The organism is Cupriavidus sp. UME77 (genome assembly GCF_014170355.1).
GTDB classification, from domain to species: domain Bacteria; phylum Pseudomonadota; class Gammaproteobacteria; order Burkholderiales; family Burkholderiaceae; genus Cupriavidus; species Cupriavidus basilensis.
Window position 1 is genome coordinate 47,296 of the sequence record NZ_LZZU01000055.1, and the last position, 18,555, is coordinate 65,850.

Genomic DNA, 18,555 nt, shown 5'->3' on the forward strand with positions numbered 1-18,555 from the left:
ATACCGGTGAAGAACCCAAAGGGGCGAGAGAAATGGAGTGGCCAATGGCGGCGCAAGCGCTCGCCACAAGCCTTGATCGCCGCCGGGGTGCTTGCGCACCGCTGCAGCGGGAGCCGAAGAGCTTGGTTCGTCAGCTCAGGCGATGCGCGGGGCCCGGCGCGACGGGCGCGGTCGCTTGCGCGTCCTCGGACACGCGCCACTCCTGCACCGGCACGGCGATGGCGCAGCCGGCGGCTTCGAGCACCTGCTTGATGCGCTGGTAGAAAGCGAAGCGCACGTTCCAGTAATCCCCGGCGGCAACCCAGCAGCGCACGTTGAGCGTCACGCCCTGCGCAGCGTAGTTGATCACCATGGCCTCGGAGGCCGGGTCCGCCAGGATGCGCTCCTCGGCGGCGAGCATGGCGCGCAGCGCATCGAGCGCGGCCTGGATGTCGGCGCCAAAGTTGACGGTGACTTCGATGTCGAGCCGGCGGGTGGGATTCTCGCTGTAGTTGGTGATGGCGCTGCCCCAGATCTTGCCGTTGGGCACGCGCAGGCAAACCCCGTCGAAGGTGGTCAGCTCGGTCATGAACAAACCCGTCTCGCGCACCGTGCCGGCCACGCCCTGCGCATCGATGTACTGGCCCACGCGAAACGGCCGCAGCAGCACCAGCATGATGCCCGCGGCAATGTTCTGCAGCGTGCCCTGCAGCGCCAGTCCGATGGCCAGGCCGGCGGCGCCGAGCATGGCAATGATGCTGGCGGTCTGCACGCCAAACTGCGACAGCACCAGCACCACCGTGATCACGCGCACGATCCACTGCGTGACGCTAGCCAGCATCGGGCGCAAGGTGGCGTCCACGCGCGGGCGGTCAAACGCGCGCAGCACCGCGGCGCGGGCGCGCCCGGAGAGCCACCAGCCCAGGATCAGGATCAGCATGGCGGCGATGCAGTTCAGGCCTTGCTGCACCACCAGTTGCAGCAGGTACGCCCACGCTGCTTCCAGCTTGTGGGGCTCGATGAAGTTCAGGTTCATGGATTCGGCTCCGGCGATCAGTGTGGAGAAGCTGGACATGCGCGGCTCAGGCTGCGTCGTCGTCGCGGCGGCGGTGCGCCGGTTCTCCGGCGTGCGGCAGCGGCGTTTCGCTGCACGCAAGGTGCACCGGCACGGACAAGCGTGTGCGCGCGTAGCCATGCGTGGTCTTGAGGTAAAGCGGGTCGATCTTCAGTGTCTGCATGCGGGGGGGTTCATGGTTCGGTTCGAGAGATTTCAGGAAGAGGTTGGTACGCACGAGCGTGGCATCGGGCCGTGAACGGCAACAGCAGGTCAATTCCGAAGCCGAAGGCGTAGGTGCGCAGGTCGGGCGTACCCGTTTCTGCGAGCAAATTCTGCGAGCAATCCGGTGATCAGGCTGGCGTCCATGCCGCCCGACAGCAGCACGCTCGTCGGCGCCTGCGCCACGATGCGGCGATGTCCCGACTTGATATCAGACGATTGCCTGGATTTGATTGAAATTGGCAATACTTTCAGGACAAATAACGGGGGAATTGGTTTCCCGGAGATGCGCGACGACAGCTGGGCGAATCGGCGCCAGCCCTGCGTGGGCAAGGGCCGGGCGCGAATGAAAAAAATTTCACCGGAGCGGGCTTGGGCGTATTTTTATGTGGGGAGAATCGTGCGGCCCCCTGCGCGGGAGCACGCAGAATTGGGTACGCTTTGGTGCGGAGGAGGTATTGCCGAGGAAAAACAGGCGCCGCACCCGGCCGGTGCTCGGACCGGCCGGTTTGGACCTTATTTCAAGCCGTGACGGGGTGATCGTGCAAGCGGTCGCGCGAGGCTAGTGAGGGAAACAGGCGCATCCACACCACCACCACCATCAGCGTGCCGATGCCGCCAAGCAGCACCGCGCCAACCGGCCCGAACAGCGCGGCCGTCACGCCGGACTCGAACTCGCCAAGCTGGTTGGACGCGCCGATAAAGACCGAGTTGACGGCGCCCACGCGCCCGCGCATATCGTCGGGCGTATCGAGCTGTACCAGCGTGGAGCGCACCACCACGCTGATCATGTCGGAGGCGCCAAGCATGACCAGCGCCGCCATCGACAGCGGCAGCCAGTGCGAGATGCCGAACACCATCGTCGCCATACCAAAGACGGCCACCGCGCCGAACATCACGCGACCCACGCGGCGGTTCATCGGATGGTGGGCGAGCCATAGCGCGGTCGCCAGTGCGCCGATGGCGGGCGACGAGCGCAGCAGGCCCAGGCCCCAGGGGCCGGTATGCAGGATGTCGCGCGCGTAGATGGGCAGCAGCGCGGTGGCGCCGCCCAGCAGCACGGCAAAGAGATCCAGCGAAATCGCGCCAAGCAGCACCGGCCGGCCGCGGATATACGAAAAACCCGCAAACAGCGTGGCGATGCTGACCGGCGTGGTCAGCCGCTGCGCGGCCTGGCGCAGCTTGAGCGCGGTGACCAGGCAGGCGGCCACGGCGAACAGCGTGGCACTGATGGCGTAGACCACGCCCGGGCCGGCCACGTAGGCGAAACCACCCAGTGCGGGACCGATGATGATGGCCGTCTGTGTGGCGGAGCTGGACAGCGCCACCGCGCGCGGAAACATGCGTGGCGTGACCACGCTGGGCAGCAGCGCCTGCAGCGTCGGCGTCTCAAAGGCGCGGGTGGCACCGATCAGGGCCACGAACACGAAGATGTGATCGCGCGTGATCCAGCCTGACAGGCTCGCCACCGCCATCGACACCGCGATCAGCGCTTCCAGCGTCTGGCAGGTGCGCACGATCAGGCGCCGGTCAAAGCGATCGGCCACGTGGCCGGACATCAGCAGCAGCATCACCGAAGGCAGGAACTGCACCAGCCCCACCATGCCAAGCATGAACGGGTTGCGGGTGAGGTCGTAGATCTGCCAGCCTACCGCCACCGTAAAGATCTGGTAGCCGATGGTGGTGCACAGGCGGGCAAACCAGAACAGCCGGAATGAAGGATCGCGAAAGACTGAGTCCGGCTCGGGGGCCGGAACGGAAGCAGGGGTCGACATGGATGGCGGTGATGACGGGGCGGCGGCGGGGCAAAGCTGGGACGCATTCTATCCGAGGCCCGTGATGCATGCAGGCGTATGCATCACGTCCCAGCTCACCCATGTATCTCCAATGATGCAATGTAGCAACAGGAAGACACGCTGCCGACCCGCAGCCGGCCGCTGCCCCGGCAGGCCAAGGTGCTTTCAGCGCCGAAAGCACCCTTACCGCCGTCACCGTGGTCAGCAACTGGCTGGAGAGCCCGAAAAGCGACTAAGGCGACTACCGATGCGACAGCGCCGTGCGCAGGCACTGTGCCAGCGCCGCGGAGGCTGGCGCGGCGTCGCGGCGCGACAGCAGCAGCACGCGCGTATCACAGCCGGCATCGGCCAGCGGTACGCAGCGCACGCCCGGCGGTGCCAGGCGACTGAGCGAAGCCGGCACCAACGCCACGCCAAACCCTGCCTCCACCAGCGCCAGCTGCGACAGCTTGCGCGAGATCGCCGCCGCCGCGCGCGGATAGAAGCCGCGCGCCAGGCAGCACTGCGCCACGCGATGACTCAGGCCGCCCCGGTCCGGATGCGGCAGCGACACGAAGGGCTCTTCCCGCAACCTATCCAGCGCCACGGTTTCCTCGTGCGCGAGCGGATGCGCGCTGCTTACCGCCAGCACCAGGCGCTCTTCATAGAGCGGGTCCACCTCGACGCCGGGAAGCCGGCGCAGCAGCGGCTCGCGCGCCAGGCCCAGGTCGGCGCGGCCCTCCTCGATCTCCATCGCCTGCTGCTCACTGGATGCCTGCGAGATCTCGAAACGTATCCCGGGGTGCTTGGCCTGGTACTCGCGTAGCACCGCCGTGCAGGCCGGCGTCAGCGGCACCGAGCTGGAATGCAGCAGGCGCACCGTGCCTTGCTCGCCGCGCTCGACCTGACGCGCCTGCGCCGAGGCCTCGGTCAGCTCGGCCAGGATGCGGCGTGCCGCCTCCAGGAAAGCGCGGCCGGCCGGCGTGGTCTCTACATGGCGCGGCTTGCGCACCAGCAGCACCACCTGCAGCATGCCCTCCATCTCCTTGATCTGCCGGCTCAGCGCCGACTGCGCGATAAAGAGGCGCTCCGCGGCCAGGCTGAAGCTGCCGGCATCGACGATTTCAACGAAGTAGCGCAACTGCTTGAGGGACGGACTCATTGAATGGGCGGGCTCATGGGACGCACGGGCTGACATCGGCCTGAGATTGTGCGCGCAAGTGTGCCATGGCGCGCGCGCCGCGCCCAGCGCGCTGCCATGCCGCTTTGCGATGGATCGCGGGGCGCTTTGATATTGGTCCGCGCACGCGGGCGTCCCTATGCTGTGGGGCACGCAACCCTGACGCCAATGCCCGTGGACCTGACCGCACTGACCGCCCTGCTGCCCGATGTTTCCCTGTCCGCCTACCTTGCCATGTGCGTGGCGATCGCCGGCGCCTATGTGATCTTCGGCATGGCGGGCTTCGGCACCGCGCTGGTGGCCGGGCCGCTGCTGGCCTACCTGATGCCAGTGAGCCAGATCGTTGCGCTGCTGGCGCTGATGGACTGCACAGCCGCAGCCTTTGCCCTGCTGCGCGACGGCCGCGCCGCCGACCGCGCCGAGCTTGGGCGGCTGCTGCCCTGCATGCTGGCCGGCAGCCTGGTGGGCGCCGCACTGCTGCTCAAGCTGCAGTCTGACCTGCTGCCGCTGCTGCTTGGCGTGTTCGCCATGGGATATGCGATCTGGTCGCTTGCCGGCAAGCGACCCAACGGCTTCACGCCACGCGCGGCGCTGCCCTTTGGCCTGGGCGGCGGCGTGTGCTCGGCCATGTTCGGCAGCGGCGGCTTTCTCTATGCGATCTACCTGTCGGGCCGACTAGGCAAGGACGCCATGCGCATGACGCAGTCCACGCTGATCGGCGTGAGTACGCTGACGCGGCTGGTGCTATTTGCCCTGGCGGGAGTCTATGCGGGTGCGGCCATCATCAAGCTGGCGCTCCTGCTGGCGCCAGCGATGGCGCTGGGCCTGTGGGCCGGGCGCAGGATCACGCTGCGCTTGTCGCGCGAGCAGTTCCTGCGCATGGTCAATGCGGTGGTGCTGTGCTCCGGCGGCGCGCTGGTCCTGCATTACCTGCTGCGCCTGGATTAAACGCGCCGCCCGAACGGGCGGCGCTTGCGCCAGATCGCCCTGGCAGCGCGAAAATCAAACGATTTCGCGCGTCTCCATGAACTGCAGCTTGGGGAAGCGCTCCTGCGTCAGGCGCAGGTTGACCATGCTGGGCGCCAGGTAGACGTGGTCGCCGGCGCCGTCGAGCGCCACATTGTGGCCCGCCTTCTCGATCAGCTTCTCGATCTCCGCGGGGTCGCCCTTGAGCCAGCGCGCGGTGGCGCAGTCGTGCGACTCGAAGATCGCGTCGACACCGTACTCGTGCTCCAGGCGGTGCGCCACCACATCGAACTGCAGGATACCGACGGCGCCCAGCACCAGGTCGTTGGAGGCGATCGGGCGGAACATCTGCGTCGCGCCTTCTTCCGCCAGCTGCTGCAGGCCCTTTTGCAGCTGCTTGACCTTGAGCGGGTTGTTCAGCCGCGCGCGGCGGAAGAACTCAGGCGCGAACGACGGGATGCCGGTGAACTTGAGCGCCTCGCCCTCGCTGAACGCATCGCCCAGCCGGATGGTGCCGTGGTTGGGCACGCCAATGATGTCGCCGGCGTAAGCCTCTTCGGTCGTATTGCGGTCCTGCGACATGAAGGTGATGGCGTTATTGATGGCCATGGTCTTGCCGGTGGACACATGCAGCACCTTCATGCCGCGCTCGAAGCGGCCCGAACAGACGCGCACGAACGCGATGCGGTCGCGGTGGCGCGGGTCCATGTTGGCCTGGATCTTGAACACGAAGCCGGTGAACCTGGGCTCCTGCGGCTCCACCGCGCGCGACTCGGCATTGCGGCCCTGCGGCGGCGGCGCCAGCTCGCACAAGGCGTCGAGCAGCGATTGCACGCCGAAGTTGTTGACGGCCGAGCCGAAGTACACGGGCGTCTGCTTGCCGCTGAGGAACGCGTCCTTGTCGAAAGCATGCGACGCGCCGCGCACGAGTTCGATCTCGATACGCAGCTCTTCCGCCTGGGTGCCCAGCACGCGGTCCAGCTCCGGGTTGTCCAGGCCCTGGACCATCGCCGAGGTGCCCTTCTCGCCGTGCGGGTCGAACAGCTGCACGCGGTCGTCGATCAGGTGGTACACACCGCGGAAGGCCTTGCCCATGCCGATCGGCCAGGTCATCGGCGCGCACTGCATCTTCAGCACGTCCTCGATTTCGTCGAGCAGCTCGATGGGCGAGCGGCCTTCGCGGTCGAGCTTGTTGATGAAGGTGATGATGGGTGTGTCGCGCAGGCGGCAGACGTTGAGCAGCTTGATGGTCTGCGCTTCCACACCGTTGACCGAGTCGATCACCATCACCGCGGAGTCCACCGCTGTCAGCGTGCGGTACGTGTCTTCGGAGAAGTCCTCGTGGCCCGGGGTGTCGAGCAGGTTGACGATGTTCTCGCGGTACGGGAACTGCATCACCGACGAGGTCACCGAGATGCCACGCTGCTTTTCCAGCTCCATCCAGTCGGAGGTGGCGTGGCGATCGGCCTTGCGCGCGCGCACTTCGCCCGCGACCTGGATGGCGCCACCGAACCACAGCAGTTTTTCGGTCAGGGTCGTCTTACCCGCGTCAGGGTGCGAAATGATGGCAAAGGTGCGACGACGCGCAATTTCGGATACGAGCGAGCTCACGGCAGTGGATTCGGCAAACAGAAGATGAAAAGGGGCCCGGGGCGCAGCGGACCGGCGCCAGGGGCCGGCGCGACCATCAGCTTGCGGTCGGGGGCCGGGCACTGCGGGCATGCACGAAGGGAATCGGGCCGTATTTTACCGGTTCGCGGGACCGGCCGCGCGCGGATCGGGCGGCGGGCTGACGCTTTGCCCCCGCAAACTGCCGAATTGCAGCGCGTATTGGCGAGTCAGCTCGGCACCGAAGAAGAAAATTTGTGCTGAATAATACACCCACAACATCAATGCGACCACAGAACCCGCAGCCCCATAGGATGAAGCCACAGCGCTATTGCCCAGGTAAAGGCCGATCAGCCGCTTGCCCACCGAGAACAGCAGGGCGGTGATGATGGCGCCCATGACCACGTCGCGCCAGGCGATGCGGGCATTGGGCAGCATCTTGAAGATCACGGCGAACAGCAGAGTCACCACGCCAAACGAAAATGCCGTTGAAAGCACGTCCGCCACCGGCGCAAACCACGATTGCGTCCACATCTGACCCCAAAACCGGTCGACTACCGCCAGCGCGGCATTGACGATCAGCGACACCAGCAGCATGAAGGCCAGCACCAGCACCAGGCTGAACGAGAGCAAGCGAGCGCGCAGCAATTGCTGCCAGCCTGCGCCCTGTGGCGCCGGTGTCTCCCAGATCTCGTCGAGGCTGCCTTTGAGTTCCGCGAAGGCGCTGGTGGCGCCGACAAACAAGATGCCGGTGGCGATGGCCGCGGCCAGCCCGCCACCACCCGAGCGGTGCGTGGCGGCAAGGATTTCCTGGATGGCAGCCGCGCCCTGGGCACCAACGAGGCCGTCGATCTGGGCGAAGATCTCGCCCCGTGCCGCTTCCGCGCCAAAGAAGATGCCGGCAATCGAGATCACCAGCACCAGCACGGGCGCCAGCGAGAAGAGCATATAGAAGGACAGCGCCGCGCCCTTGCTGGCGGCTCGGTGCGCCAGCCATGCACTGACCGCGGCCAGCACCACCCTGGCCGTGCGCGTGGCGGTATGGCGATCGGGCAGCCAATGGCCGATGTCGCGAGCGCGTTGCTTGGGCGGCGTACGGTCCAGGGACTGGTCGGGGGAATCGGCTGGATTCAAGCGTGGATCCCGCTGTTGGTCGGGGGGCTAAAGGGTCTGGCGACCTGCCCTAGCCCCGGTCTTTGCTCAGGCCCCATATCAACGACACCGCGCACAGCACGAGGAAGATGATGAAGAGGATCTTGGCGAACTCGGCCGCCGCGGCGGAGATGCCGCCGAAGCCAAACACGGCCGCGATCATGGCGATGACGAAGAAAACCACGGCGTAGCGCAACATGATGGGACTCCAATGAAGCCTTCTCCCGTTTTGTTATCCGTTCCAAGGTTCATGATACAGCCCATCCCGCGCTTAGCCCAAGCCGCCCGGACGCGGGCTCGCGCCCCGGTTCCGGCCCGGTCCGGGCAGTGAACGGCTAGACTGGAAGACGGGCTACGCGCCGTCTCGCTGCGGGTAAACGGCGCCACCGGCGCGGTTGGCCGCAAGCACCAGCCGTCCAGGCACCCTCCTCCCGCACACTCCTTTTCGACAACCAGAAGGAGGCACCATGAACCGGAAAACCCTCCGCCGCCTTGGCACGGCCGTCTTCCTGGCGCTCGGCCTGCTCGCCGCCACTGGCTGCGAACGCAGCCAGCCGGGACCCAAGCCGATCTCCGGTGCACTGGACGAGCAAGCCGCCGGCACCGCGCCGCCCCTCCTTGCGCTACCCGCCTTGCCCGTGCTGTCGGCCTGAGCGCCAACAGCTTCGCAACGGCGCGCCCAGGCCAATGCCGCCGACGCGGGCATCACGCTCCTGCAAGCCCGGAGCGTACCCGTTTCTGCGTACAGTGCCGCGCGCCGGCAAACGCGCGTAAAGCGGCGCAGACGAGGCGCAAACGGCCCGGGCCGCCCGCCTTGCCGCCGGTGCCAAAGACGGGGCGGCACACTTGCCGGCCCTTGCCCTGTTTCAGCAATGCAACCAGCGCCAGCCTGCCCTCGCAGGCGCTCGTGGCGCGTCGTCGTGCCTGACTCAGCATGGCCGCGCGCCCAATCGGCAATCACTTTCATCCAGCGCCATCGGCAATGCCGCGTTACAGCGCTGCAACCAAAATGTTCTTCCTCTATCAGGGAACTTCCGCGCGCTCTTGCGCACCACCCGCAAACCGTTGACAGCGCTCGATTGCAGGGTATTGGCACGCTTGTCGCTCTGTTTGCCACAGGGAGACATAAAAAAATGACGCGACGAGTCCTACAACGCGGGAGTGAGTTCAGCCATGCGTCAGCCGCCAGCGCGAATGACGGCACGGAGGCGTTCGTATCGACTGGCGCGGCCTGCGCCATCGGTCTTGCAGCTTTTGTCGCCGCCCTTGCTTCCCTCTCCGCGATTGCAGACCCAGGCGATATCGTCGTTCTGCGCAGCGTCGAGCCGCGTATTGCCTATCGCGGCATACCGCAGGGGGACATGCCGATAGCCGCCGCCGTCGAGCCGTTTCCGTCCGCACGCTTCCAGCAATCCACCGCCGCCGTAGCCAGCGACCTGACCGACAGCGATCTAGCTGCCGCGGTAGGCCGCAGCGCAGCCGTGTCCGGCGCCAGCCAGTCCGCCACCGGGCGGCTGGCCCTGGCGCCCAGCCAGATCGAGGGACTGGCTAATGGCAGCGGTGCCGGGAGCGTTTCGGGCGGCATCGCCGGCCAGGTCGCGCAGGCTACCGGCAACATGACTGGCGCCTTGATGCACGGATTGGCGCCGCTTGCGGTGGGAGGCCGGCCATGACCGGCGTCCACACCGCGCGCGGCAACCACGCTGCCTGGCTTGCCGGCCTGATGCTTGCCTGCCTGCCGCTCCACGCGCAGGTCCAGGGCGCAGCCACCGACAGCACCCGCATCGATGCCGGCGCGCTCACCGGCGTTGCCGGTCGCGCCGCCGTGAATCTGGCCGCGGGTAGCAGCAACGCGCAAAGCAACCAGGCCGCCATCGCGAATGGCAGCGCGGACGTGCAATCGCAGCAGCGTGCCGGCGCCAACGCGCCCGCGACAGGCGCCGTCAGCCAGATCGGTGGCGGTGCCTTCGCCAATGGCAGCGGGCTGCTTTCGGCAAACGTGGCCAGCGGCAACGGCAACGTGCAAATCAATGCGGCAGTGCTGGCGCCGGCCGCCAGCGTAAAGATCGAAGCCATCTCCGACGGCTTGCTAGCCGCGGAATCGGCCGGAGGAAGTCGCCCGGGTTCAGCGGGCCACGCAACGGGTCCGCGCGAGGCAGTCATCCAGCCAGATGCCTACCGCAACGCATCTGGCCTGGTGCAGCTGAACCAGACGGCAGGATCGGGGAATGTCTCGTCCAACGTTTTTGTGCTCCGTCCCCCGGCGGGCACTTTTTTCTAAGCAGGGAAGGAGAAAACCATGAGAACGAAAATCCTCGCCATCGCAGCGGGCATTGCGCTTTCAACCAGCGCATTCGCGGGCGGCTTCAGTTATTTCGACCGGCCGGACGACGCCGATATCTACAGCCAGACAGCGATCAGCAACGACATCTATGTCCGTGGCTTCGGCTTTGCCTGGGGAGATATCCACTTCAGGTCCGAATCGGGCGCGGTGGTCAACAGCCAGCAAAGCGCGCGCGACAATAGCGTGCGTATCGGCCCATCCACCAACAGCGCATTCGGCGGCGGCAACGCGCTGTTCAATGCGCAAGGCAACATCGGCGTGAACATATCCGCGGGCGCGGGCAACGGCCAGTCCAACCAGGCCGCGCTGGCCAGCATCGACGCGTCGGATGTCTTCGCCTCGGCGCAGGTGTTCTCGAGTCAGAAGACCGCGAATAACGGCATGCACATGGTCGGCGCCGCAAACAGCGCCAGCATGGGCGATAACATGCTGGCCGGAGCCAAGGGCAACGTCGGCGTGAACATCGCCGCGGGCGCCGGCAACCTGCAGAGCAACGCGCTGGCGGCCTCGGTCAATATGGGCAGCGGCAGCACCGGCCGCAACGGGGGAGCCCCCGTCGGCGCGCTGGCCAAGGCCACCGCGTCCAATGACCAGGCCACCTACGGCAATGACCTGTCGATGTGTGGCTGCAGGCCGAACAACGCCGCCACGCTCAACGGCGGCGCCCTGGCCAACGCAGTGGGCAACATCGGCGTGAATATCGCCGCCGGGGCCGGCAACGCGCAGAGCAACGGGCTCGCCATTTCCACGGCGACCCACTAAGCACTGCGGCAACAGCACGAACGCGGTAGGAGAGCCGGGACCCGGGGGTCACCGGCTCAACCCGCCCAAGGGGGAGTGTCATGCGCGCGCTATTCCGCGTGGCCGGGGCATGCATGCTGCTAGCGGCGGCATTCGGTGCCAATGGCCAGAGCACGATGACGATCGACATCGACGGACAGCCGATGCTCAGGAAGCCCGTCAAGAGCATGCTCGAGATGCGCTACCAGAACATGATGCGCCAGCAGCTTGACTTCAGTTGCGGCGCGGCCGCGGTAGGCACGCTGTTGCGCTACGGCTACGGCTATGACCTGGCGGAACCCAGGATCGTCGAGGACATGCTGCGCATCTCCGACGCCGACACCGTGGTCAAGAACGGCTTTTCCATGCTCGACATGCGCAACTACGTCGAAACACTGGGCTTGCGCGGGCGGGGGTTCCGCGTGGACTACAGCGCCCTGCGGCAACTCAAGATCCCGGTCATCACCTTGCTCGACGTCAACGGCTACCTGCATTTCGTGGTGGTGCGCAAGGCCATCGACGGGCGCGTGTTCGTAGCCGATCCGGCACTGGGCAACCGCATCATCAAGGAGGAGGATTTCGCGGCGAACTGGAACGGGCTGGTGTTCGCCATCGTCGGCCGGCCGTTCGATCCGAACTCGCCGCTGCTCGATTTCGCCGCGCCCGCCTTGCGCGACCGGACAAACGCCGCGCTGGCGGGGGGCATGGTGCCCGCGGCGCTTGACTTTGGCCTGATACGGATGGACTACTTCTGACATGGACACCGCACGGCGCCTCCTCTGCCTGAGCTGCTCCGCCGGCATGGCGCTGGTCACGCCAACGCTTGCGCTGGCATCCACGGCGGCTGACGATGCCAGCGACGTGATGGCCTCGCCCGCAATGGCGGAACTCGTCTCCGATGCGGAGATGGCCGGCGTGCGCGGCAAGTACCTTGGCGCGAGCCTGGTCAGCGGCTTTGTTGTGGAAATGGTTTCGCGCTGGCAGAACGATACGGCGATCGCCACGGCGACCGCCCGCGTCGCCGCCGCCAACCTCGCCACCAGCAACGCGGTGGCGCAGGCCACGGCGAGCTTGTCGGCTCACGTCCAGAGCCTTGCCCCGGGCAATGTGCAAGGCAATGGCGGCACGGCCAGCTCCGCGGTGCAGGTGGCGGGCGTGGGCCAGGTCGCGCAGATCGTCGGCGATGGCAATTCGGCCAGCAACGTCAGCACCATCGCGACCCAGACCACACCCATCGCGGCGGCGCCCACGACGAACGTGGCAGGCAACAACCCGGCGGCACAAGTGGCACACGCCAACGGCATCACCGCCAGCGCCACGGCCGCGCCAGGCGGCGGCGTGTCGCTGGCCATCCAGTCGGCCGCGGGCAGCGCCACGCAGAATGCGCAAGGCGGCAGCCTGATGCAGACAGCACGCATCACGGGCGACGCGCAGCAAGTGCTCAACCTCACCAACATTACGCTGCAGGTGCAGCAACTGACGATCCGGCAACTGACGCAAACCAGCATGCGGGACGCACTAGCGGCGATCGCAACGATGCGACGATAATCCAGCATGCGCAGGGCTGGCGCACCCGCTTCGCGCCCATTCAGATTTCCGGGGGGAAAGATGAAGACCGAACTCGCTCTGATGGGTACCTTGGCGGGTACGCTGATCTCGGCTGGCGCGTGGGCGCAGGTCAGCGCCCAGCCCAGCGCCGACGAGCGGATCGAACGGCTGACACAACTGGTCGAGCAACAAGACAAGACCATCAAGGCTCTCGAACAGCGCCTGAACGACCTGGAAATGGTCGGGGCGCGCGGGCGGGGGGTAGTAGCAGGAACGGGGAGCAGTGCCAACGGGAACGCCGGTGGCGGAATGACCGCCGCCGGTGTTCCCTCCTTGGCACAAAGCGCAAGCCCTGCCGCGAGCGGCACGGCCACCGCAACGCCCGCTGGCGACACGCCGGTGGTGGGTTCGGATGCGCGCGAGACACAGCAACAGGCGCGCGTGCAGAGCAAGGACCTGGTCTACCAGAGCGAGCATGCGCCATTGTTCGAGCGGCGCCTGACCATCGACAGCGGCTTCATCTACAGCTACTACGACCGGCGCGCGCTGTCGCTGTCCGGCTTCCTGGCGCTGGACGCCATCTTCCTCGGCACCATCAACCTCAACCAGACCAAGTCGCACACGCTCACGTACGACACCATCGCACGCTACGGCCTGTCCGACCGCCTGTCGATGGACTTCGATCTGCCGGTGATGTACCGCAACACCAATTTCATCTCCGGCGGCGCGGGCGGCTCCGCCTCGAGCTTGTCCGATGCCACGCTGAGCACGACGGCGCTGGGCGATATGAGCATGGGCCTGTACTACCAGTTCCTGCGCGAGAGCGGCGCCGCGCCCGATGTGGTCGGCAGCATCCGCGTGCGCGCGCCCACCGGGCGCTCGCCGTTCGGCATCAAGCTGGTGTCGGCGGATCCCAATAACAACAACCTGAACATCGCCGACCAGTTGCCGACGGGCAACGGCGTATGGGCCGTGACGGCCGGGTTGTCGCTGCTCAAGACCTATGACCCCGTGGTGTTGTTCGTCAATGCCAGCTACACCTACAACATCAAGCGCTCGGTGAGCGATATCTCCTCGGTGCAGGGGCAAGTCACGCCGGCCGACGTGAAACTGGGCGACACCATCGGCTTCGGCGGCGGCCTGGCTCTTGCGCTCAACGACCGCACGTCGATGTCAATGGCCTTCAATGCCTCCATCTCATCGAGCACGCAGGTCACCACCGCGGGTGTCACGCAGACTGTGATCGGCAGCCGGGCCAACGTGGCCACCATGACATTCGGCTTCAATCACGTGATCACCAAAGGCTTGTCGGTGAGTACCGCGATCGGCCTCGGACTCACCCCGGATGCGCCGAACTACACGGTGACGCTGCGTTTTCCCTATACGTTCTGAGCGCCCCCCGGCCGGACAAGAAAAGCGGGCCGTAGCCCACTGTACTGTGCTGGCAGGCTAATCGCCGGCGCCGGGATGCGCTTCGATCCGGATATTGTGCTTGTGCATCAGCCGGTACAAGGTGACACGCGAGACGTTGAGCTCGCGCGCGGCGGGTACTACGTGGAAGCCGTGGCTCGCCATCACGGTACGGATCGCCTCACGTTCCGCCTCCTCGCGGATCGCGTCCAGGGTCTTGCGTGGCGAATCGCTGCCGCCGTGCAATTGCAGGTCCTCCGCGGTAATCTTGCGGTTATCGGTCATCACGATCGCGCGCCGTACCCGGTTGATCAGTTCGCGCACATTGCCCGGCCATTCGTATTGCATCATGGCCTGGGTGGAACATGGCGAGAATCCGCGAATGCGCCGATGCGCCTCGTGGCCATGCTCGGCAAGCACCGAGTTGGCCAGCAGCAGGATGTCCTCCCCGCGCTCGCGCAGTGGCGGGATCGACAAGGTCAGAACGCATAGCCGGTGGAACAGGTCGGCACGGAAGCGTCCGTCGGATTGCGCCGCCACCAGGTCCACGTGCGTCGCCGAGATGATGCGCAGATCCAGCGGGATCGACTGGTGCCCGCCAAGCCGGGTAATGGTGCCTTGCTGCAAGAAGCGCAACAGGGCTACCTGGCTTTCCAGCGGCAGGTCGCCGATTTCATCGAGAAACAGCGTGCCGCCCTGCGCCTGCTCAATCCAGCCGATCTTGCGCTGGTTGGCACCGGTGAACGCCCCCTTTTCATAGCCGAACAGCTCGGATTGCACCAGGTGCGGGGGAATGGCGCCGCAGTTGATCGCCACGAACGGGCCTTTGCGCCGGCTCGAGGCTTCATGGATGGCTTGCGCCGCCAGCTCCTTGCCGGTGCCGGACTCGCCGGAGATAAAGACGGGCGCCTCGTTGTGCGCGACCTTGGCGAGCGAGCGGAACATGCTGCGCATCACCGCGCACTCGCCGATCATGGGGCCGTGGCCGATCAGTTCGTGGCTGCGCGCGCCATGCAGGCAGGCCATGCCGTGGGCATGTTTCAGCGTGTAGAGCAGTTCGCTGAACGAAAACGGCGTGCGCACGTAGTCCACGCAGTAGTCGCGTATCAGCCGCCTCACGCGTTCGTCCTCCAGCATGCGCGACGACGTGATCGCCACCCACATCACGTGCAGGTACTGAAGGCTCTGCTCGAGCTGCATCAGCTCGGCATCGCTGTATTCCGTCTCGAGATCGAGCACGCCAGCCATTGGCGCGCTGCCTCGCACCACCCGGCTAAGGTCCCGGATCTGCTGGATGTGGCGAATCTCCCAGCCGGAGCCGAACTGGGCCGGATCAAATCCATAGGGTTCGTGGCGAGATACGACCAACACCTGTGCGGTGCGTGTCGCCGCCTTGCACAGTCGGTCCATAACGTTCTCCCTGACGTTGAGCATCTTGACTACTCCGGCTTGCACCGCGGTCCCGCTCTCGTGCGGGCCCCGTGTGCGGTCAAGCTGAGTCGGTTGGGGGAGATCCCCCACGCGCAACGTCGGCATTACGGCTTGGACAAACTGCGGGACTGCTCTCCAAGAATAGCGCTGTGGTCGCTACCGGCATGGAGCTGGTCGCGAATACGTCGGCGCACCTGGTCTTTTTCGCGCATCAACTCAGCGCGTGGTGCTTCAGGCGATTGGCCGGAATACCGGTAATAGAGCGCCTTGTAGGTCAACTGGCTGAGAATCCATTCCTGCAGCAGCGCGCGCTGGCGGGACAACTCGCCATCCATCGATTGTTGTCGCTGCAGCAACTGTTCGATCGCGGCACGCGCGTAGGCCGGCAACGCCTGTTCCTGGCTCAGGAACGCTTCGACGATACTGGCGGCAGGGTCGCCGCGCTCGCTGGCGCGGCTTCGGTGCGGTGCCTCGGCTGCGGCTTCTCCCAAAGCCGCCCAGGCACGGTGAATGGAAAGACTAGCAGACTCGCTGATGGGCCCCATGGCGGGTCGCCGGATTTCTCCTGCAGTCATGATTGATCCCCGTTGAACAACACCCCCGGCACTACACGTTCGCGATTACCACTTTTGTTTAGTCTTATTGTTTGCTTTTGTCGGGCGGGCGTGTCTCCGCTCGCTCCTTTCGTGGTGGCGAAGCCATCTTGGCGATGGTCTGCTCATTCAGTCCTTGCCCTCTTGCTTGAGATGGACTTGTTGTATCGCTACTGCAGGCCTGAAGACGCTGAGTCAGCTGGCGCAGCCCCGGAATGCCGGAGTCAAGAAGGGGCGCCTTGAAGCGCCCCGCAATCTGCCACGCCTCTAGTTCAGTGCATTTAGGCCGGTTTGTCCAGCCCTCAGTATGGGTACTCAGCCGAATATCATCCTTTAGTATGAGCGCCTTGGCACACACAATCTGCCACGCGAGGTAATTGGTCACTTACATTCCGCGCAGAAATGGGTACGCGAATTTTGTCCCGGGGGTACGCGCCAGCTACGCAGAAACAGGTACGCCGCCGATTCGAAGGGCAGGGCGGGAGGCTCGCGCCCGGCCACGCAGAAACGGGTACGCCTTTCTCGTCACCTGGCCCAGTTCCACCAGTCCGCGCGGCAGGCTGGACACGTAAAGCAGGGCCGGCGCGGTTGAGACGACACCAGCGGCGAATAGGATTCATCTGAAGAACATGATGATCCGACCGTGGCTCGCAGTGGATCCAGGCAGACATCCAGAATGACCCTACCTTGACGCTGGCGCTAATCCGCCGTATAAACCCCGCTAGATTCAAGCGACGAGGCAACAGCACATTCGTTAGCCACCGTCATGGTACTTCCGTTGTCCATGGTGTCCTTTCCTTGAGTTGCTTTGCTCGGATATGCGTGAGCTATCCGTTTCTTTTAAATTTTTCCCAGGAAAAGCAATACCATGCAAACCGGTATCGTTAAATGGTTCAACGACGCCAAGGGCTTCGGTTTCATCAAGCCGGACGCTGGCGGTGACGATCTCTTCGCGCACTTCTCTGAAATCCGCTCCGACGGTTTCAAGTCGCTGCAGGAAAACCAACGCGTGTCGTTCGAAGTCAAGAACGGCCCGAAGGGCCTGCAAGCTGCGAACATCACGCCGCTGTAAGCAGTAGACTGGCACCCCACTAGGGGTGCGCCCAGTCAGGAAAACCCCGCCTCTTGAGGCGGGGTTTTTTTTGTCCAGCAATCCCTCCCGGCCTCGCCCGGATCCCGCGCCACAGCGGGATCGCCATGGGAGCGGCGCCACCGTTCTCACCTGGCGACGCCATCGCCCTGACCCCCACAGAGCACGCAGAAACGGGTACGCACCGATCCCCGCGGCCAATTCGTTTCCGGAATGCCTCCGAATCCCCACGCAGAAATGGGTACGGCCCATCCCCGAAACCGCCATTTCCTAGCCCGTTGCCGCCTATCCTGAGGCCAGGCGGCGATCAAGGCACGCAGAAACGGGTACGCAAGGCGTGGGATTCCACCGCGCGCCGGCATCCGAGCGCTGGGAGCATCTCCACAGGCATCGCGCAAGGGGTTGACTGACGCAATATCGCAACGCAGAAACGGGTACGCCATTTTTTTTTCTTCCCGCTGCCCCAACAGCTCAAACGCCTGAAATTGCGCAGAAACGGGTACGCCTAAGGACCCGGATCGCGTTTTCTGGCACTCAGCGGGCGCCTTCACGCGGCCCCTCGACCGTATTCCACGCCTCCTCCCCTCCCAAAGTCCTTGTCCAAGGGCGACTTGGCTCTTTTCCCGCAGAAACGGGTACGCATAGCCCCCTTTCCGGCCGGGTCGTGGCCGCAGAAACGGGTACGCACAACGGACGGGTGCCCGCGGCGTACGACCGCGTCAGCACCAGCCTCATCGGGAACACGCGCAGAAACGGGTACGCCCACAAAAATCCCTTTGCTTATTCACTATTTTTGAGTGCAAGCACTCGCTTTCAATACAAAGCTTGTGTATAATAGAAAGAAGGGAATTCTGTGTTTGGCGGAACCGGTTCCGAGGGCGCAGAAACGGGTACGCGTGTCGGAAAACGAGGTCGCAGGGAGTCCGCAGAAACGGGTACGTTTTTGGCGCAAGGCGATTCGGAACGCGGGTTCGCAGAATTGGGTACGCCGCAGAAACGGGTACGTTTTGGGTGAGTGGTCCCTGAAAAACGGGTTTTCAAATGCCGCAGCGCAGAATTGGGTACGCAAATGGAACGACAGGGGCGCTCGCTACGCAGAATTGGGTACGCGAGGTGACGGGGCCAGCCTTGGTAAACCTGGGTGCGTACCAAATTCTGCGGGGATAACTACTCCGGAATACCGGTTTACGCGGTATACGTGGTGAAAAGCGCTCGGCGTCCGCAGAAACAGGTACGCTTTTGGTACCTCCGGCTGTGGAAAAGCCTGTGGGAACAGGGAGTTATCCACGCAGAAACCGGTTCGGGCTTTGCGCTGAAACGGGTTCGGTATACCGCAGAATCTGGTACAGCACTTCGCAGAATCGAGTACGGTTTCACGCAGAATCGGGTTCGCAGAGGGTGTTTTTCCTCATAAGAATCAAGG

The 18,555-nt window shown here is 65.0% G+C and carries 20 protein-coding genes; 10 read left to right on the forward strand and 10 right to left on the reverse strand.

All coding sequences use genetic code 11. The features are described 5' to 3' along the window. Positions 1-130: 130 nt before the first annotated feature. From A9975_RS22230 to A9975_RS37820, 3 genes are all read right to left on the reverse strand, one after another. Positions 131-1,015, reverse strand: coding sequence for a mechanosensitive ion channel family protein (locus A9975_RS22230; RefSeq protein WP_183034829.1), 885 nt, complete (start codon positions 1,013-1,015; stop codon positions 131-133). A gap of 46 nt (positions 1,016-1,061) precedes the next feature. Beyond that, positions 1,062-1,217: a hypothetical protein gene (locus tag A9975_RS22235; RefSeq protein ID WP_183034705.1), complete on the reverse strand. Its 156-nt coding sequence runs from the start codon at positions 1,215-1,217 to the stop codon at positions 1,062-1,064. Positions 1,218-1,306: 89 nt separating this feature from the next. Continuing rightward, positions 1,307-1,441: an asparagine synthase-related protein gene (locus A9975_RS37820; protein WP_370565295.1), complete on the reverse strand. Its 135-nt coding sequence runs from the start codon at positions 1,439-1,441 to the stop codon at positions 1,307-1,309. Here A9975_RS37820 and A9975_RS37825 point away from each other — a divergent pair. Beyond that, a complete protein-coding gene (locus A9975_RS37825) occupies positions 1,401-1,787 on the forward strand; it encodes a hypothetical protein (RefSeq protein ID WP_220810865.1) in 387 nt (128 codons plus the stop codon). The genes A9975_RS37820 and A9975_RS37825 overlap by 41 nt on opposite strands. Here A9975_RS37825 and A9975_RS22245 read toward each other — a convergent pair. Then, entirely contained in the window at positions 1,777-3,030 is a 1,254-nt protein-coding gene (locus A9975_RS22245; RefSeq protein WP_183034706.1) for an MFS transporter, read from the reverse strand. The genes A9975_RS37825 and A9975_RS22245 overlap by 11 nt on opposite strands. A 262-nt stretch (positions 3,031-3,292) precedes the next feature. After that, entirely contained in the window at positions 3,293-4,192 is a 900-nt protein-coding gene (locus tag A9975_RS22250; protein WP_183034707.1) for a LysR family transcriptional regulator, read from the reverse strand. A gap of 186 nt (positions 4,193-4,378) precedes the next feature. On the opposite strand from A9975_RS22250, the gene A9975_RS22255 reads away from it, so the two are divergent. Further along, positions 4,379-5,158, forward strand: a complete 780-nt coding sequence (locus A9975_RS22255) for a sulfite exporter TauE/SafE family protein (protein ID WP_183034708.1) — start codon at positions 4,379-4,381, stop codon at positions 5,156-5,158. A 54-nt stretch (positions 5,159-5,212) separates the two neighbouring features. Here the strand turns inward: A9975_RS22255 and A9975_RS22260 are convergent, their stop codons facing one another. The 3 genes from A9975_RS22260 to A9975_RS22270 form a co-directional block, all read right to left on the reverse strand. Further along, complete coding sequence (locus A9975_RS22260) at positions 5,213-6,787, reverse strand: peptide chain release factor 3 (RefSeq protein WP_183034709.1); 1,575 nt, start codon at positions 6,785-6,787, stop codon at positions 5,213-5,215. Positions 6,788-6,922: 135 nt separating this feature from the next. Next, positions 6,923-7,888, reverse strand: a complete 966-nt coding sequence (locus A9975_RS22265) for a YihY/virulence factor BrkB family protein (protein WP_183034831.1) — start codon at positions 7,886-7,888, stop codon at positions 6,923-6,925. A gap of 79 nt (positions 7,889-7,967) precedes the next feature. Next, positions 7,968-8,135: a DUF1328 domain-containing protein gene (locus tag A9975_RS22270; protein ID WP_150989214.1), complete on the reverse strand. Its 168-nt coding sequence runs from the start codon at positions 8,133-8,135 to the stop codon at positions 7,968-7,970. Between the two features lie 268 nt (positions 8,136-8,403). On the opposite strand from A9975_RS22270, the gene A9975_RS22275 reads away from it, so the two are divergent. The 7 genes from A9975_RS22275 to A9975_RS22305 all read left to right on the forward strand — a co-directional run bounded on the left by A9975_RS22275 (position 8,404) and on the right by A9975_RS22305 (position 14,000). Beyond that, complete coding sequence (locus tag A9975_RS22275) at positions 8,404-8,589, forward strand: hypothetical protein (RefSeq protein WP_183034710.1); 186 nt, start codon at positions 8,404-8,406, stop codon at positions 8,587-8,589. A gap of 480 nt (positions 8,590-9,069) precedes the next feature. Further along, the gene (locus A9975_RS22280; RefSeq protein WP_183034711.1) at positions 9,070-9,609 is read left to right on the forward strand and encodes a hypothetical protein; all 540 of its coding nucleotides are present in this window, start codon (positions 9,070-9,072) and stop codon (positions 9,607-9,609) included. Beyond that, positions 9,606-10,217, forward strand: a complete 612-nt coding sequence (locus tag A9975_RS22285; protein WP_183034712.1) for a hypothetical protein — start codon at positions 9,606-9,608, stop codon at positions 10,215-10,217. The genes A9975_RS22280 and A9975_RS22285 overlap by 4 nt, the downstream gene beginning before the upstream one ends. 18 nt (positions 10,218-10,235) lie before the next feature. Next, a complete protein-coding gene (locus A9975_RS22290) occupies positions 10,236-11,042 on the forward strand; it encodes a hypothetical protein (protein WP_183034713.1) in 807 nt (268 codons plus the stop codon). Positions 11,043-11,122: 80 nt separating this feature from the next. Next, positions 11,123-11,815: a C39 family peptidase gene (locus A9975_RS22295; protein WP_183034714.1), complete on the forward strand. Its 693-nt coding sequence runs from the start codon at positions 11,123-11,125 to the stop codon at positions 11,813-11,815. Position 11,816: 1 nt separating this feature from the next. Then, complete coding sequence (locus A9975_RS22300) at positions 11,817-12,608, forward strand: hypothetical protein (protein ID WP_183034715.1); 792 nt, start codon at positions 11,817-11,819, stop codon at positions 12,606-12,608. A gap of 60 nt (positions 12,609-12,668) precedes the next feature. Further along, positions 12,669-14,000, forward strand: coding sequence for a transporter (locus A9975_RS22305; RefSeq protein ID WP_255503373.1), 1,332 nt, complete (start codon positions 12,669-12,671; stop codon positions 13,998-14,000). Positions 14,001-14,057: 57 nt separating this feature from the next. On the opposite strand, the gene A9975_RS22310 is transcribed toward A9975_RS22305, so the two are convergent. Then, a complete protein-coding gene (locus A9975_RS22310) occupies positions 14,058-15,428 on the reverse strand; it encodes a sigma-54 dependent transcriptional regulator (RefSeq protein ID WP_183034716.1) in 1,371 nt (456 codons plus the stop codon). 125 nt (positions 15,429-15,553) lie between these two features. Further along, on the reverse strand, positions 15,554-16,024 hold the full coding sequence (locus tag A9975_RS22315) for a hypothetical protein (RefSeq protein WP_183034717.1): 471 nt from the start codon (positions 16,022-16,024) through the stop codon (positions 15,554-15,556). Positions 16,025-16,910: 886 nt separating this feature from the next. Between A9975_RS22315 and A9975_RS22320 the strand changes: the two genes are divergently transcribed. Further along, positions 16,911-17,114 carry a cold-shock protein gene (locus tag A9975_RS22320; protein ID WP_006159057.1) on the forward strand — a complete coding sequence of 68 codons (204 nt, stop codon included), beginning with the start codon at positions 16,911-16,913 and terminating at the stop codon, positions 17,112-17,114. The last annotated feature ends 1,441 nt before the right edge of the window (positions 17,115-18,555 follow it).